The organism is Variovorax sp. OK212 (assembly GCF_900112425.1).
Lineage (GTDB): Bacteria > Pseudomonadota > Gammaproteobacteria > Burkholderiales > Burkholderiaceae_C > Variovorax.
Genome location: NZ_FOLP01000004.1, coordinates 156911 through 171890 on the forward strand (window position 1 = coordinate 156911; position 14980 = coordinate 171890).

The 14980-nt window shown below is 70.0% G+C and carries 14 protein-coding genes; 11 read left to right on the forward strand and 3 right to left on the reverse strand.

Annotated elements, in window-relative coordinates; all coding sequences use genetic code 11:
- Position 1 precedes the first annotated feature (1 nt).
- From BM004_RS14485 to BM004_RS14495, 3 genes are all read right to left on the reverse strand, one after another.
- On the reverse strand, positions 2-883 hold the full coding sequence (locus tag BM004_RS14485) for a beta-ketoacyl synthase chain length factor (protein WP_256219904.1): 882 nt from the start codon (positions 881-883) through the stop codon (positions 2-4).
- On the reverse strand, positions 880-2082 hold the full coding sequence (locus BM004_RS14490) for a beta-ketoacyl-[acyl-carrier-protein] synthase family protein (protein ID WP_177206510.1): 1203 nt from the start codon (positions 2080-2082) through the stop codon (positions 880-882). The genes BM004_RS14485 and BM004_RS14490 overlap by 4 nt, the downstream gene beginning before the upstream one ends.
- Positions 2083-2205: 123 nt before the next feature.
- Positions 2206-3612: an AmpG family muropeptide MFS transporter gene (locus BM004_RS14495; RefSeq protein ID WP_093214335.1), complete on the reverse strand. Its 1407-nt coding sequence runs from the start codon at positions 3610-3612 to the stop codon at positions 2206-2208.
- A gap of 59 nt (positions 3613-3671) precedes the next feature.
- Between BM004_RS14495 and BM004_RS14500 the strand changes: the two genes are divergently transcribed.
- The 11 genes from BM004_RS14500 (at position 3672) to BM004_RS14555 (ending at position 14975) form a co-directional block, all read left to right on the forward strand.
- A complete protein-coding gene (locus BM004_RS14500) occupies positions 3672-4538 on the forward strand; it encodes a M48 family metallopeptidase (RefSeq protein ID WP_093127825.1) in 867 nt (288 codons plus the stop codon).
- 634 nt (positions 4539-5172) lie between these two features.
- Positions 5173-6942, forward strand: coding sequence for an allophanate hydrolase (gene atzF, locus BM004_RS14510; protein WP_093214340.1), 1770 nt, complete (start codon positions 5173-5175; stop codon positions 6940-6942).
- A gap of 19 nt (positions 6943-6961) precedes the next feature.
- On the forward strand, positions 6962-7966 hold the full coding sequence (locus tag BM004_RS14515; protein ID WP_093214344.1) for an ABC transporter substrate-binding protein: 1005 nt from the start codon (positions 6962-6964) through the stop codon (positions 7964-7966).
- Between the two features lie 2 nt (positions 7967-7968).
- Positions 7969-8799, forward strand: coding sequence for an ABC transporter permease (locus tag BM004_RS14520; RefSeq protein WP_093127815.1), 831 nt, complete (start codon positions 7969-7971; stop codon positions 8797-8799).
- The gene (locus BM004_RS14525; protein ID WP_093127813.1) at positions 8796-9629 is read left to right on the forward strand and encodes an ABC transporter ATP-binding protein; all 834 of its coding nucleotides are present in this window, start codon (positions 8796-8798) and stop codon (positions 9627-9629) included. The genes BM004_RS14520 and BM004_RS14525 overlap by 4 nt, the downstream gene beginning before the upstream one ends.
- 24 nt (positions 9630-9653) lie before the next feature.
- A complete protein-coding gene (locus BM004_RS14530; protein ID WP_093127810.1) occupies positions 9654-9866 on the forward strand; it encodes an AtzG-like protein in 213 nt (70 codons plus the stop codon).
- The gene (locus BM004_RS14535; protein WP_093127807.1) at positions 9863-11320 is read left to right on the forward strand and encodes an AtzE family amidohydrolase; all 1458 of its coding nucleotides are present in this window, start codon (positions 9863-9865) and stop codon (positions 11318-11320) included. The genes BM004_RS14530 and BM004_RS14535 overlap by 4 nt, the downstream gene beginning before the upstream one ends.
- Positions 11317-11700, forward strand: a complete 384-nt coding sequence (gene hpxZ, locus BM004_RS14540) for an oxalurate catabolism protein HpxZ (RefSeq protein ID WP_093214346.1) — start codon at positions 11317-11319, stop codon at positions 11698-11700. The genes BM004_RS14535 and hpxZ overlap by 4 nt, the downstream gene beginning before the upstream one ends.
- A gap of 52 nt (positions 11701-11752) precedes the next feature.
- Positions 11753-12871, forward strand: coding sequence for a BMP family ABC transporter substrate-binding protein (locus BM004_RS14545; RefSeq protein WP_093214349.1), 1119 nt, complete (start codon positions 11753-11755; stop codon positions 12869-12871).
- Between the two features lie 107 nt (positions 12872-12978).
- Entirely contained in the window at positions 12979-14055 is a 1077-nt protein-coding gene (locus BM004_RS14550; protein ID WP_093127798.1) for an ABC transporter permease, read from the forward strand.
- Positions 14052-14975, forward strand: a complete 924-nt coding sequence (locus BM004_RS14555) for an ABC transporter permease (RefSeq protein WP_093127795.1) — start codon at positions 14052-14054, stop codon at positions 14973-14975. Before BM004_RS14550 ends, BM004_RS14555 begins: the two co-directional genes overlap by 4 nt.
- The last annotated feature ends 5 nt before the right edge of the window (positions 14976-14980 follow it).

Below are 14980 nucleotides of genomic sequence, written 5' to 3' on the forward strand. Positions count from 1 at the left end.
GTCAGCTCCGGTTGAGCGGCTGCAGCTGCAGCCGAAGTGAAAGGGTGGGGGACAGCGGCAGGTCGACGGGGGCCGGGGGCTCCTTGCCGAGATGCGCCAGCGATTCGAAGAGACCCAGCGCGTCGGCCATCGGGTTGATGCCGGCGAGCGACTTCGCCGCGTCCGAACGCGGCTGCGTGGCCTCGGTCGCGGCATCGGCGCCGCTGGCCATCGACCAGTGCAGCGCCGCCACGGTGCGCTCGGTGGGCGCGGGTGCGAGCACCAGCGCCACCGCCAGCAGGCCGCGGCTGTCGGTCACGGACGTGAGCGCGCCCACGGTGGGCGTGTCGTAGCCCACCAGCAGCACCGGCTCCTGGTCGGCCGCGCATTGCACGGCCGCCTCGAGCAGGCCCGAGGCAAAGCTGTGCGCGTAGGCCGACACGGCGTTGCTGGCCGCCATGCAGCCGGTGCCGATGGTCCAGTAACCCACGGCCGCGTTGTGCACCGAGTTGTGGAACTTGGTGGGCGACAGCACCTTGGGGTCGGTCGCGAGCGTGCCGCACATGTAGTCGTTGATCGACAGGTCGCCGTGCGCCGAGGTGAACACGCAGGGCACGTCCGCGGCGTTGCGGCCCGACGCGGCCATGGCGGCGGCCGCCACTTCGAGCGCCAGCGCCACGGTGTCGGGCGCGCGGCGCCGCTCCGCCGGCGCCAGCACCTGCGGGGCGGGGCGCTTGGCGGGCGGGTCGGCCAGCGCGCCTTCGCCGCGGAAGGCGGCGCTGGCTGCGTCCCAGCCGGGCAGGGTGGGGGTCCAGAAGGCGGGGCCTTCGATGTAGAGGGTGGGGGGCACGGGGGCGGTGGTGTTCATGTCGCTCATCTGGCTGGTGGGGCTCGTGGGGCTCATGCCGCCTTGCCGAAGACCAGCGAGCAGTTGTTGCCGCCGAAGCCGAAGGAGTTGCTCAGTGCGTAGCGCACCTCGCCGCGCGCCGGTTCGAGCCGGATCTGCGGGCCGAAGCCTTCGTCCAGCGTGCGCGTGTTCACCGTGCCCGGCATCAGGCCGCGCTCGATCGCCAGCAGGCTGACGACCGCCTCGACGATGCCCGCCGCGCCCAGCGTGTGGCCCATGAAGCCCTTGGTCGAGCTGGCGTGCGTGCGCGCGGGGAAGCGGCGCGCCACCAGCGCACCCTCGACCTCGTCGTTCTTCTGGCTCGAGGTGCCGTGCATGTTGATGTAGTCGATGGCGTCCGGCGCGAGGCCCGCGCGTGCCAGCGCCTCGTCGAGCGCGCGCTCGGCGCCCAGGCCCTCGGGGTGCGGCGTGGACATGTGGTGCGCGTCGCTCGCCTCGCCGTAGCCCAGCAGGTGCAGCGGCGCGGCGTCGGCGCCGGTCTGCACGCGCTCCACCAGCGCGAAGCCCGCCGCCTCGCCCAGGCTGATGCCGTTGCGATGGGCGTCGAACGGGCGGCAGGGCTCGGTGGAGACCAGCTCCAGCGAGTTGAAGCCGAACAGCACGCTGCCGCACAGCGTGTCGGCGCCGCCCACCACGGCCGCGTCGGCCAGGCCCAGGCGGATGAGCCGCTCGGCCGAGGCGAACACCTTGGCGCTCGAGGAGCAGGCGGTCGAAATGGTTTCGCTCGGGCCGCTGATGCCCAGCAGCTCCTGCGTGAACATGGCCAGCGAATGCGGCGTGTGCACCGCGGCGCGGCGCTGGTTCGGCGGAAAGTTGCCTTGCGCGTCGAGCTGCGTGTAGGCCAGCTCGGTCTCGCCGATGCTGGCGGTCGAGGTGCCCAGGATCAGCGCGATGCGCGAGGCGCCGTACTTCTCGCGCGCGGCAGCCACCGCTTCCATGAAGCCGTCGGCCTGCAGGCCCATGTAGGCCAGCCGGTTGTTGCGGCAGTCCCAGTGGGCGAGCGGCCCGGGCAGCCGCACGTCCTCGACGCCCTCGACGCGGCCGATCCAGGTCGGCAGCGGCGCGTCGCCGAAGTCGTTGGCGCGCAGGCCGCTGCGCGACTGCGCCAGCGCGTCGGCCAGCGCTTCCTTGCCGACACCGACGGCGGACGTCGCCGTGTAGGCGGTGATTTGGAGAGGAGAGATTCGGGACGGCACGATCTTGTAGTTGGGCTGGCTGGCAAGGCGCGCGAAGCGCAGAAAAGTATCAAAAACGTCAGGAAACGAATGTAAACGCGAACAGCCTACCAGTTGCGCGGGGCGCCCGGCGTCGGCCTTGTCCTATAGGGTGTCCGCGTCTTCCCGACGTCCGTGCGGGTCGCCGCGGGTGGTCGTGAGCCGCGACGCCAGCGCCACCAGCACCAGCACCGGCGCGCCCAGCAGCGCGGTGGCAATGAAGAAGGTGCTGTAGCCGTAGGCGTCGACGAAGACGCCCGAATAACCGGCGATGAACTTGGGCAGCAGCAGCATCAGCGAGCTGAACAGGGCGTATTGCGTGGCCGAGTAGCTGATGTTCGTCAGGCTCGACAGGTACGCAATGAAGGCCGCCGAGGCGATGCCGCCGGCCAGGTTGTCGGCCGAGACCACGGCGATCAGCGCCGTCAGGTCGTGCCCGCGCGAGGCCAGCCAGGCGAACAGCAGGTTGCTGGCGGCGCTGAGCACCGCGCCCAGCATCAGCACCCGCATCACGCCCAGGCGCATCGACAGCACGCCGCCCACGAAGGCGCCCACCAGCGTCATGACCACGCCGTAGATCTTGCTGACCGTGGCCACCTCGTCCTTGGTGAAGCCCATGTCCACGTAGAACGGGTTGGCCATGATGCCCATCACCACGTCGCTGATGCGGTAGATGGCAATCAGCGAGAGGATCAGCGCGGCTTGCCACTTGTAGCGGCGGATGAAGTCGGCAAAGGGCTCGATGAGCGCGCCCTGCAGCCATTCGGCCGCGTTCTTCGCCTTGGGCAGCGCGCGCTGCACCGGTTCGGGCGACAGCAGCACGGTGACGACGCCCACCGCCATCGAGCCGGCCATCACCAGGTAGGCCGTCTTCCAGGCGCCGTTCTGGTAGGCCGCGGCCCCCGTGGCGGCCACGGCCGGCGCCACCTCGGCCCAGGCCGCGACCCACAGCACGCCCGCGCCGGCCCAGATCATGGCGAGCCGGTAGCCCGTCTGGTAGGCGGCGGCCAGCGCGGCCTGCTTGCGCGATTCGGCCGATTCGATGCGAAAGGCGTCCAGCGCGATGTCTTGCGTGGCCGAGCCGAAGGCCACCAGCAGCGCGCACCAGATCAGCGGCGTGAGCCCCAGGCGCGGGTCGTTCATGGCCATGCCGACCAGCCCCGCGACGACCAGGCCCTGCGCCAGCAGCAGCCAGCCGCGCCGGCGCCCCAGCAGCGTGGTCAGCGGCGGCAGCGGCAGCCGGTCGACCAGCGGCGCCCAGACCCACTTGAAGCCGTAGGCCAGCCCGACCCAGCTCAGGTAGCCGATGGTGGTGCGGTCGATGCCCGCCTCGCGCAGCCGGAAGCTCAGCGTGCCCAGCACCAGCAGCAGCGGCAGCCCCGCCGAAAAACCCAGCGCCAGCATGCGCAGCGTGGCGGGTTCGAGGTAGACCTTCAGCGCGTCGCGCCAGGGCGGGGTGGGGGAGGTGGGGGTTTCTGCAGGCGATGCGGACATGGGTGAGGGATTGTCCATGAGTGACGGGGGCCATCGGGGCGCCGTTTGTCTTCATTTGTTCCTATGATCCGGCCCCTATGTGCATACGATGCGATCGCTCCGAATTCGCCGCGCCGGCCGCGGCGTCGCCCTGGAATCCACGGCGGGCCTTCCTGCTGGCCGCGGCCGGCGTGGCCGGCACGGCCCTGAGCGGCGCGGCGCTGGCGCAGGTCAACGTCGGCAATGCCTCGATGGCGCGCAACCTCGTGCCCGCCGACAAGATCGAGGCGGCCGGCGTTCAGCAGTACGGCCAGCTGCTCGAACAGGCACGCGCCAAGGGCGCGCTGGCGGGCGACGGCAACCCGCAGCTGCAGCGCCTGCGCGCCATCGCGAACCGCCTCATTCCCTTCGCCACGCCGTGGAACGCACGTGCCCGCGAGTGGAAGTGGGAGGTCAACCTGATCGGCAGCAAGCAGATCAACGCCTTCTGCATGCCCGGCGGCAAGATCGCCTTCTTCACCGGCATCCTCGAGCAGCTCAAGCTCAGCGACGACGAAGTCGCCATGGTCATGGGCCACGAGATGGCCCACGCGCTGCGCGAGCACGCGCGCGCCCGCATGGCCAAGAGCGCGGGCACCGGCGCGGCGCTCTCCATCGGTGCGCAATTGCTCGGCCTGGGGCAGGTGGGCGATCTGGCGGCGCGCGCCGGCACGCAGCTCATCACCCTCAAGTTCAGCCGCAGCGACGAGACGGAGGCCGACCTGGTGGGCCTGGAGCTCGCCGCGCGCGCGGGCTTCGATCCGAAGGCGTCGGTGTCGCTGTGGCAGAAGATGGCCACGGCCTCCAAGAACCAGGGCGGATTGAATTTCCTGTCGACGCACCCGACCGGGCCGGACCGCATTGCGAAGCTGGAGGCGAATTTGCCGAAGGTGGAGAAGCTCTACCGCGACGCCAGGAAGAGCTGAGTTTCTCCCTCCCCTTCCGGGGGAGGGCAGGGGTGGGGGCACGACGGCTTTCGAATAAGCGCGGCGCCTGATCGAAGGCGCGCCCTCATCCCAGCCTTCCCCCGGAAGGGGAAGGAGCAAGACACACGTCGTGCATCGCAGGCTGCTTGCCTTTCTCCCTCCCCTCCCGGGGAAGGGCGGGGTGGGGGCACGACGGCCTTCGAACAACCACGGCGCCTGATCGAAGGCGCGCCCCCATCCCAACCTTCCCCCGGAAGGGGAAGGAGCAAGACACACGTCGTGCATCGCAGGCTGCTTGCCTTTCTCCGTTCCCTCCCAGGGGAGGGCGGGGTGGGGGCACGACGGCCTTCGAACAACCACGGCGCCTGATCGAAGGCCTGCCCCCATCCCAACCTTCCCCCGGAAGGGGAAGGAGCAAGACACATGTCGTGCATCGCAGGCTGCCTGCATTTCTCCCTCCCCTCCCGGGGGAGGGCAGGGGTGGGGGCATGACGGCCTTCGAACAACCACGGCGCCTGATCGAAGGCCTGCCCCCCATCCCAACCTTCCCCCGGGAGAGGAAGGAGCCAATCCAACACCCATTCCCGCTGGCACGCCGCTTGCATCTCGACTTGTACACAAGTTTGGATGCCTGATGATGGTGCATGAAGAAAACGGATCGCCTGCCGCCGCCTGGATCGCGAAGTTCGCGCAACCCGTCGCGCACGCACGGGCCGGCGATGCCCTCGGTTTCGCCCTGCCGCTCGCCGGCCTGCGCTTCGCGGTCAAGGACAACATCGACGTGGCCGGCGTGCCCACCACCGCCGCCTGCCCGGCCTTCGAGCGGCACCCCTCGGTTCATGCGACCGTGGTGCAGCGCCTGCTCGAAGCCGGTGCATCGCTGGCCGGCAAGACCAACCTCGACCAGTTCGCCTGCGGCCTGAACGGCACGCGCTCGCCGTACGGCGAGGTGCCCAATGCCTTCGACGCACGCTACGTCTCGGGCGGCTCCAGCTCGGGCTCGGCCTACGTGGTGGCGGCCGGCGAGGTCGACTTCGCGCTCGGCACCGACACCGCCGGCTCGGGCCGCGTGCCGGCCGGGCTCAACAACATCGTCGGGCTGAAGCCCTCGCGCGGGCTGCTGAGCGCCTTCGGCGTGGTGCCCGCGGCGCAGAGCGCCGACTGCGTTTCCATCTTCGCGCGCACCGTCGCCACCGCCGTCGATGTGCTGCTGGCCGCCGCCGGCCATGATGCGCGCGACCCGTACTCGCGGGACTTCTCGCGCGACCTGCCATTGCGCCGCCAGCCGCTGCCCGCGCGCTTCAACTTCGGCGTGCCCGACACGCTGAGCTTCTTCGGCGACACCGCCGCCGAGCAGGCCTTCAACGACGCCACCGCGCGGCTGCTGGCCCTGGGCGGCTCGCCCGTCACCATTCCCTACGCGCCGCTGGCCGAGGCGGCCGCGCTGCTGTACGAAAGCGCGCTGGTCGCCGAGCGCTACGCCGCGGTGCGTTCGTTCTTCGACGCCCATGCGCAAGAGGTGATCGAGCCCGTGCGCGGCATCCTCGCCCAGGGCCAGGGCTACACCGCCGCCGACGTGTTCGACGCGCAGACCCGCCTGCGCGCCATTGCCCAGCAGGTCGAGCCCATGTGGCGCCACATCGACGTGCTGGTGGTGCCCACCGCGCCCACGCACTACACGCGCGAGCAGATGCGCGCCGACCCGGTCGTGCTCAACCGCAACCTGGGCGCGTACACCAACTTCGTCAACCTGCTCGACTACGCCGCGCTCTCGGTGCCCGGCAGCCTGCGCGCCGACGGCCTGCCGTTCGGCATCACGCTGATCGGGCCCTGCGGCAGCGACCTGGCATTGGCCGATCTGGGCCAGCGCTTTCATCACTCCACCGGCCTCCCGCAGGGCGCAACGGGCACGCCGCTGCCGGCGATGCGCGCCATTCCGGGGCTCGCCGCCGAGGGTGCCGACCTGCTGCCGATCGCCGTCGTCGGCGCGCACCTGTCGGGCATGCCGCTCAACAGCCAGCTCACCGAGCGCGGCGCCACGCTGCTGCGCGCCACCACCACCGCGCCGGCCTATCGCCTGCATGCGCTGCCCGGCACCGTGCCGCCCAAGCCCGGCCTGCAGCGCGTGGCCGAAGGTGGTGAAGGTAGTGAGGGCAGTGAAGGCGCCGCCATCGCGCTCGAAGTCTGGGCCGTGCCCCTCGCGCAGGTCGGCAGCTTCCTCGCGCTGATCCCGCCGCCCCTGGGCCTCGGCAGCGTCGAGCTGGCCGACGGCAGCTGGGTGAAGGGCTTCATCTGCGAAGGCCATGCACTGGCCGGCGCGCAGGACGTGACTTCGCATGGCGGCTGGCGTGCCTACGTCGCGAGCCGCACCACCCCTTCTTCTTTTTCTCCTTCTTCTCTTTGACCTTGACCCAGGAGCCCTGATGAGCACCCAAGACAAACCATCCGCGTCGCACCGCCGCCGCCGATTGCTGCAGGCCGGCGCCGCGGGCCTGGCCGTGCTGGCCGCGCCCGCCATCGTGCGCGCGCAGGGCACGCCCAAGCTGCGCATCGGCTTCTGGCCGGTGGCCGCCGGCCTGCCGTTCTTCGCGGCCGTGGACAAGGGCTACTTCAAGGAAGCCGGCCTCGACGTCGAGCCGCTCAAGTTCGCCGGCGCCCAGCAGGTCATGGAAGGCATGCTCGCCGGGCGCTGCGACGGCAGCGCCAACGGCACCGGCTCGGCCAACCTCGCCATCGGCGAGATCGCGCAGCCGGGTCTCTTCAAGATCTTCTGCACCAACCCGAGCAACGCCAAGTTCGTGCTCGACGAGTTCATCGTGGCCAAGGACAGCCCCATCAAGAGCATGGCCGAGCTGGCCGGCAAGAAGGTCGCCTCGGGCCCCGGCATCCAGAACGTCACGCTGTGCAAGACCATGCTGGAGCGCGCCGGCGCCAAGGGCGCGAGCGTGAGCGAGCTGCCCATCGGCCAGCACGTGGCCGCGCTGGTGGCGGGCCAGGTCGACGCCTGCTACACGCTGGAGCCCACCGGCACCGTGGGCCGCATGAACGGCACCACGCGCGTCATCGAGGCCGGCGTGGTCGCCAAATACATCCTGGGCGACCCGATGGCGCCGTGGCACGGCGGCGCGGCCAGCCTCACCACCGAGTTCATCAAGAAGAACCCCGAGGTGGCGAAGAAGTACATCGCCGCCTATGCGCGCGGCGTGGAGCTGGTGCGCACCAAGCCCGACGAAGCGCGCCAGTTCATGAAGGGCTACACCGCCATCGAAGGCAAGCTCACGGCCGAAGTGCCGCTCGCGTCGTACATGCTCTACAACGAGTTCAAGCCCAGCGACGTGGCGTACTTCCAGAAGTTCTACGACCTGTTCACCGAGAAGGGCATCTTCGAGAAGAAGGTCGCGGTGGACGGCCTTCTCTACAAGGCCTGAGCATGGCCGACGCAAGCCCGACCACGGCCGCGCCGTGGACCCCGCCGGCCGCCGGTGCCGCCACCGCCGTGCCCCGTACGCCGCTGCGCGACCGGCTGCTGCCCTTCATCGGACCCGTGGTGCTGTTCATCGCGTGGGACCTGGTGGTGCGCCTGGGCTTCATCAAGCCCATTCTTCTGCCCACGCCCGCCGACACCATCGCGGCGCTGATCACGGGGCTCGCGGGCGGACCGCTGCTCACCGACTTCGCCATGACCGTGTGGCGCACGCTGCAGGCCTTCCTCATCGCGGCGGTGGTCGGCGTGCCGCTGGGCGTGCTGCTCGGCAGCAACGAGAAGGCCTACCGCAGCGTGGAGTTCCTGATCGACTTCTTCCGCTCCACGCCTTCTTCCGCGCTGATCCCGCTGTTCCTGCTGATCTTCGGCGTGAGCGACGTCAACAAGATCGCCATCGCGGCCTTCGGCGCGCTGCTCATCGTGGTGTTCAACAGCGCCTACGGCGTGATGAACGCACGCAAGCAGCGCGTGATGGCCGCGAAGGTCATGGGCGCCTCGCGCTGGCAGGTCTTCAAGGACGTGCTGATCTGGGAGAGCCTGCAGCCCAGCTTCGTGGGCCTGCGCTCCGCGGTGTCGATGGCGCTGGTGATCGTCATCGTGGCCGAGATGTTCATCGGCTCCGACACCGGCCTGGGCCACCGCATCATCGACGCGCAGCAGGTGCTCAACGTGAAGAGCATGTACGCGGCGATCCTCGCGGCCGGCGCGCTGGGCTATGCGCTCAACATTCTTTTTCTTGTTGCCGAGCGCCGCATCGTGCACTGGAGCGGTCGATGAAAGTCACGCCCGAGATCGTCATCAACGGCCCGGTGTACGCCGACGTGCCCAAGCCCGCGTTCAGGCCCGGCCCGGCCGGCACGCACATCACCATCCGCGGGCTCACCAAGTACTTCGCGGGCTGGCCGCTGTACGAGAACTTCGACCTCGACATTCCCAAGCAGGCCATCGTCTCGGTGTTCGGCCCCAACGGCTGCGGCAAGTCCACGCTCATCAACATGATCGCGGGGCTGATTCCCATCGACGCGGGCGAGATTTTGTTCGACGGCAAGCAGCGCAAGGACACCAAGATCGGCTACGTGTTCCAGAACTACCGCGAGGCGATGTTCCCGTGGATGCGCACCATCGACAACATCGCCTACCCGCTGAAGCTCGAAGGCCGCAGCAAGGCCGAGGTCGACCGCCGCATGGAAGAACTGGTGGCGTCCTTCGACGTGAAGTTCGACTTGAAGCGCTTTCCGTACGAGCTCTCGGGCGGCCAGCAGCAGACCGCGTCGATCATGCGCGCGCTGGCACCCAACCCCGAGGTGCTGTTCCTCGACGAGCCGTTTTCCGCGCTCGATTTCGAGATGACCCTCTTCATCCGCGAGAAGCTGCAGGAGGTGTTCATGCAGACCGGCACCACCATGCTGCTGGTGTCGCACGACCTGGAAGAGGCCGTGTACCTCGCCGACGAAGTGCTGCTGCTCACCAAGCGGCCCACCAGGGTGGCCGAGATCTTGCGTTATGGCGATGCGCGCCCGCGCACCGTGGAGACGTTGAGCACCGAGAGCTTCGTCGCCATGAAGAAGCTCAGCCTGGACATCTTCCAGCGCGAGGTTCGCCGCTAGGGCGCCTTCAGCAGGAGCAACGCGATGACCATGACCCCCACACAGATCGAAAGCTATGTAGCCGCCGCCGCCGCGGCGCTCGAACTGCCGCTGTCGCCCGCCCACCGGCCCGGCGTGCTGCGCTATTTCGCGCTCGCCGCCGATTTCGCCGCACTGATCGAGGCCGTGCCGCTGTCGATGTCGGCCGAATCCGCCGTGCATTTCGCGCCCGTCGCGCCCGAGGAGAAAGAAGCATGAGCGCCGCCGAGCTGCTGGGGCGCGACGCCTGCGCCATGGCCGATGCGGTGCGCGCCGGCACCGCCAGCGCCACCGCGCTGGTGCAGGCCAGCCTGGCGCGCGTGGACGCGACCGACGACCGGGTCAACGCCTTTACGTCGGTGCTGTCCGAGCGCGCGCTGCGCCGCGCCGCGCAGGTCGATGCATCGCTCGCCTCGGCCAACGGCGCGCGCACCCGCGAACTGCCGCTGCTGGGCGTGCCCTTCGCGGTGAAGAACCTGTTCGACATCGCCGGCCTGCCCACGCTCGCCGGCTCGAAGATCGAACACCAGACCGCGCCCGCCCGCGCCGACGCCGCGCTGGTGCGCCGGCTCGAGCGCGCGGGCGCCGTGCTGGTCGGCGCGCTCAACATGGACGAGTACGCCTACGGCTTCACCACCGAGAACAGCCACGAAGGCCCCACGCGCAACCCGCACGACCTCACGCGCATCGCGGGCGGTTCCTCGGGCGGCTCGGGTGCGGCCGTGGCGGCCGGGCAGGTGCCGCTGACGCTGGGCTCCGATACCAACGGCTCGATCCGCGTGCCGGCCTCGCTGTGCGGCGTGTTCGGCCTGAAGCCCACCTTCGGGCGGCTGCCGCGCACCGGCAGCTTTCCGTTCGTGTCGAGCCTGGACCACCTCGGCCCGTTCGCCCGCTCGGCGCGCGACCTGGCGCGGGTGTACGACGCGATGCAGGGGCCCGAAGAAGCGGGCGGCCCGCACGACCCCGGCTGCGCGCAACGCGCCGCCGAGCCCGTGTCGCCTTCGCTGGGCCACGGCACGCGCGGCTTGCGTGTCGGCGTGCTCGGCGGCTACTTCCGCGAGCGCGCGGGCGCCGAGGCGTCGGCCGCCGTCGACCGCGTGGCCGAGGCATTGGGCGCGATCGTCTCGCCGGGCAGCGTCGAGCTGCCGATGGTCGAGGCGGGGCGCGCCGCCGCGTTCCTCATCACCAACGCCGAAGGCGCCGCGCTGCACCTGGCCGACCTGCGCCGCCGCGCGCACGACTTCGAGCCGCTCTCGCGCGACCGCTTCCTCGCGGGCGCGCTGCTGCCGGCGGCCTGGGTGTCGCGCGCGCAGCGCGTGCGCCTGGCCTATGCCGAAGCGGTGGCGCGGCTGTTCGGCCGCTACGACATCCTGCTGGCGCCGGCCACGCCCAGCGCGGCCACGCCCATCGGCGCCGAGACCTTCGAGGTCAACGGCCACCCGCTGCCGGTGCGCCCGAACATGGGCCTGCTGACCCAGCCCTTCTCGTGCATCGGCCTGCCGGTGTGCGCGGTGCCGGTGTGGGGCGCGCACGCCAACTTGCCGATCGGCGTGCAGGTGATCGGTGCGCCCTGGCGCGAAGACCTCGTGCTGCGCGTGGCCGCGGCGCTCGAAGCGGCCGGCGTGGCGCATGCGCCCGTCGCCGCGCTGACCCCGGAGAAGACCCCCGCATGAACGCGAGCGACATCAACCTGCCCGACGTGCTGGCCGAAGTGAAGGCGGCCTTCGCGCGCTACGAAGACGCGCTGGTCAACAACAAGGTCGAGGTGCTCGACGAGCTGTTCTGGAACAGCCCGACCACGCTGCGCTACGGCGCCACCGAGAACCTGTACGGCTACGACGAGATCCGCGCCTTTCGCGCCTCGCGCCCGTCGCAGGGGCTGGCGCGCGAGCTGCTCATCACCGTCATCACCAGCTACGGCCGTGACTTCGCCACCGCCAACTGCGAGTTCCGCCGCGAGGGCGCCGGGCGCACCGGCCGCCAGAGCCAGACCTGGATGCGCACGCCCGAAGGCTGGCGCGTGGTCTCGGCGCACGTCAGCCTGCTGGGCTGAGGCCACGATTTCCTTGCACCCACCCCAACTGTTTCCAAGAACGGAGTACGTGATGACCAGTCAATTCAACCGCCGTGATTCCCTGAAGACCCTGGCCGCGCTGGGCGCCGCCGGCTCGCTCGGGGGCTGGAGCGCCCTGGCCGGTGCGCAGGCCAAAGCGTTGACCGTGGGCGTGATCTACGTCGGCGCGCGCGACGACTACGGCTACAACCAGGCGCACGCCATGGCCGCCGCCGAGATCAAGAAGCTCCCCGGCATCAAGGTGGTCGAGGAAGAGAACGTGCCCGAGACCGCCGCCGTGCAGAAGACCATGGCCGGCATGATCTCGCAGGACGGCGCCAAGCTGCTGTTCCCCACGTCCTTCGGCTACTTCGATCCGCACATCCTGGCCGTGGCGCCGAAGAACCCCGACGTGCGCTTCTCGCACTGCGGCGGCCTCTGGACCGAAGGCAAGCACCCGAAGAACGTGGGCAGCTTCTTCGGCTACATCGACGAGTGCCAGTTTCTCAATGGCGTGATCGCCGCGCACATGACGAAGAGCAACAAGATCGCCTTCGTCGCGGCCAAGCCCATTCCGCAGGTGCTGCGCAACATCAACGCCTTCACGCTCGGTGCGCGCTCGGTCAAGCCGAACATCACCTGCAGCGTGATCTTCACGGGCGACTGGTCGATGGCGGTGAAGGAGGCCGAGGCCACCAACAGCCTGGCCGACCAGGGCTGCGACGTGTTCACCATGCACGTGGACGGCCCCAAGGTGGTGGTCGAGACAGCCGCCAAGCGCGGCAAGATGGTCTGCGGCTACCACGCGAGCCAGGCCAAGCTGGCACCCAACGCCTACCTCACCGGGGCCGAGTGGAACTGGCTCACTGCGTACAAGACCACCATCGAGGCCGCGCAGGCCGGCAAGCCGCATCCCAACTTCCTGCGCGGCGGCCTGAAGGAGGGCTACGTGAAGATGTCGGCCTACGGCCCCATGGTGCCGGACGCCGCGAAGAAGCAGGCCGACGACATCAAGGCGAAGATGATCGCGGGCAGCTTCGACATCTTCAAGGACGGCATCAAGGACAACAAGGGCGCGGTGGTGGTGCCGGCGGGCAAGGTGCTCAAGCAGACCGACCTCGAGCTCGAGAAGATGAACTACCTGGTCGAAGGCGTGGTCGGCTCCGTCTAGAAATGTCAGCCCCCCGGCTTGCCGCTGCGTGTGCTTCGCCACCCCCCGAGGGGGAGGCTCGGCCCGCCTTGGGGTGGCCCGGCGGCGGCCGATTTCACTGAAAAATCATGCGCCACGCACTCAAGGAATTCTCTTTGCCGGTGTTCGCCATCGCGGCGGCGCTGCTGCTGTTCGGCCTGGTGGTGGCCTTCGCCGGGGTCGACCCGGTGGAGGTGTGGACCACGCTGTTCAAGGGCGCGTTCGGCGACTGGTTCTCCTGGCAGAACACGCTGCAGCGCGCCGCGCCGCTGATGCTCACCGCGTTGTGCGTGGCGCTGCCCGCGCGCGCCGGGCTGATCATCATCGGCGGCGAAGGCGCGCTGGTGTTCGGCGGGCTGGCCTGCGCGGCGCTCGCGCATGCGGTGCCGCTGCCCGGCAACGTCGTCGGCACGGTCGCCGTGTGCATCGCGGGGGCGGTGGCCGGCGCGCTGTGGATCATGCTCGCGGGCTGGCTGCGCCAGTTCCGCGGCATCAACGAAACCATCAGCAGCCTGCTGCTGGCCTACATCGCCATCGGCATCTTCAAGCACCTGGTCGAAGGGCCGCTGCGCGATCCGGCGAGCCTGAACAAGCCGTCCACCTATGCGCTGAACGAGGGCATGCTGATCGGCGGCATCGGGGGTTCCGACGTGCACTGGGGCCTGGCGATCGGCGTGGTGGCGTGCCTGGGGCTGGGCTGGTGGCTGCGCGCCACGGCCTCGGGCTTCTCGGTGCGCGTGGTGGGCGGCAACCCGCGCACCGCGCAGCTGGTGGGCCTGCCGGCCACGCGGCTCATTCTTTCGGCCTGCGGCCTCGGCGGTGCATGCGCGGGGCTCGCGGGCGCGGTCGAAGTGGCGGCGGTGCACACCAACGCCAATGCCTCGCTGATCGCGGGCTACGGCTACGCGGGCATCCTGGTGTCGTTCATCGCGCGGCACAACCCGGTGGCCATCGTGCCGGTGGCCATCCTGTTCGGCGGCTTCGGCGCGGCGGGCAGCCTGCTGCAGCGCCGGGTCGGCCTGCCCGACGCGTCGGTGCTGGTGCTGCAGGGCATCGCCTTCGTGCTGATCCTTGCGAGCGAAGGGCTGCGCACGGTCAACTGGAAGAAGTTCGGCGACCGGATGCTGCCCGAGGCGAAGCATTACGACAGGAGTGCTCTTGCATGACCGCCGACCAATGGATCGCGCTGGTGGCGGGCATCGTGGGCGGCGCATTGCGCGTGGGCGCGCCGTTCCTGTTCGTGAGCCTGGGCGAGTGCCTCACCGAAAAATCGGGCCGCATCAACCTCGGGCTCGAAGGCGTGCTGGTGCTGTCGGCCATGGCGGCCTTCGGCGGCGCGTACCTCACCGACTCGGCCTGGCTCGGCGTGCTGATCGGCGCGGTGGCGGGCGCCTTGCTCGCGCTGCTGCACGGCCTGCTGTGTTCGCTGGACCGCGTGAACGACGTGGCCACCGGCATCGCGCTGATGCTGCTGGGCACGGGGCTCGCCTTCTACCTGGGCAAGCCGCTCATCCAGCCGCAGGCGCCGCAGATTCCCGCCATTCCATTGGGCTTCTGGAGCGACAACACGGTGGTGCGCTCGGCGCTGCAGCTCAACGCGCTGGTGCCCATCGGCGTGGCGCTCGCGGTGTTGCTGTGGTGGGGCTTCGCGCGCACGCGTGCCGGCCTGCTGGTGCGCATGGCGGGCGACTCTGCGCAGGCCACGCGCGCGCTCGGCTATTCGGTGTCGGGCCTGCGCATCGCGGCGACCACGGCGGGCGGCTTCATCGCGGGCCTTGGCGGGGCGTCGCTCACGCTGTTCTATCCGGGCAGCTGGAACGAAGGCATCTCCAGCGGCCAGGGCCTGATCGCCGTGGCGCTGGTGATCTTCGCGCGCTGGAGCCCGCTGCGCTGCGTGGGTGCGGCGCTGCTGTTCGGCGGCGCGGGCGCCATCGGGCCGGCGCTGCAGTCCATCGGCATCGGCTGGGGCTACCACCTCTTCAACACCGTGCCCTACGTGCTCACGCTGGTGATCCTGGTGTTCACCTGCAAGCCGGGCAGCGCGGCCGTCGGCAGCCCCGGCGAACTTTCATCGACAAGGAGCTGAATGCC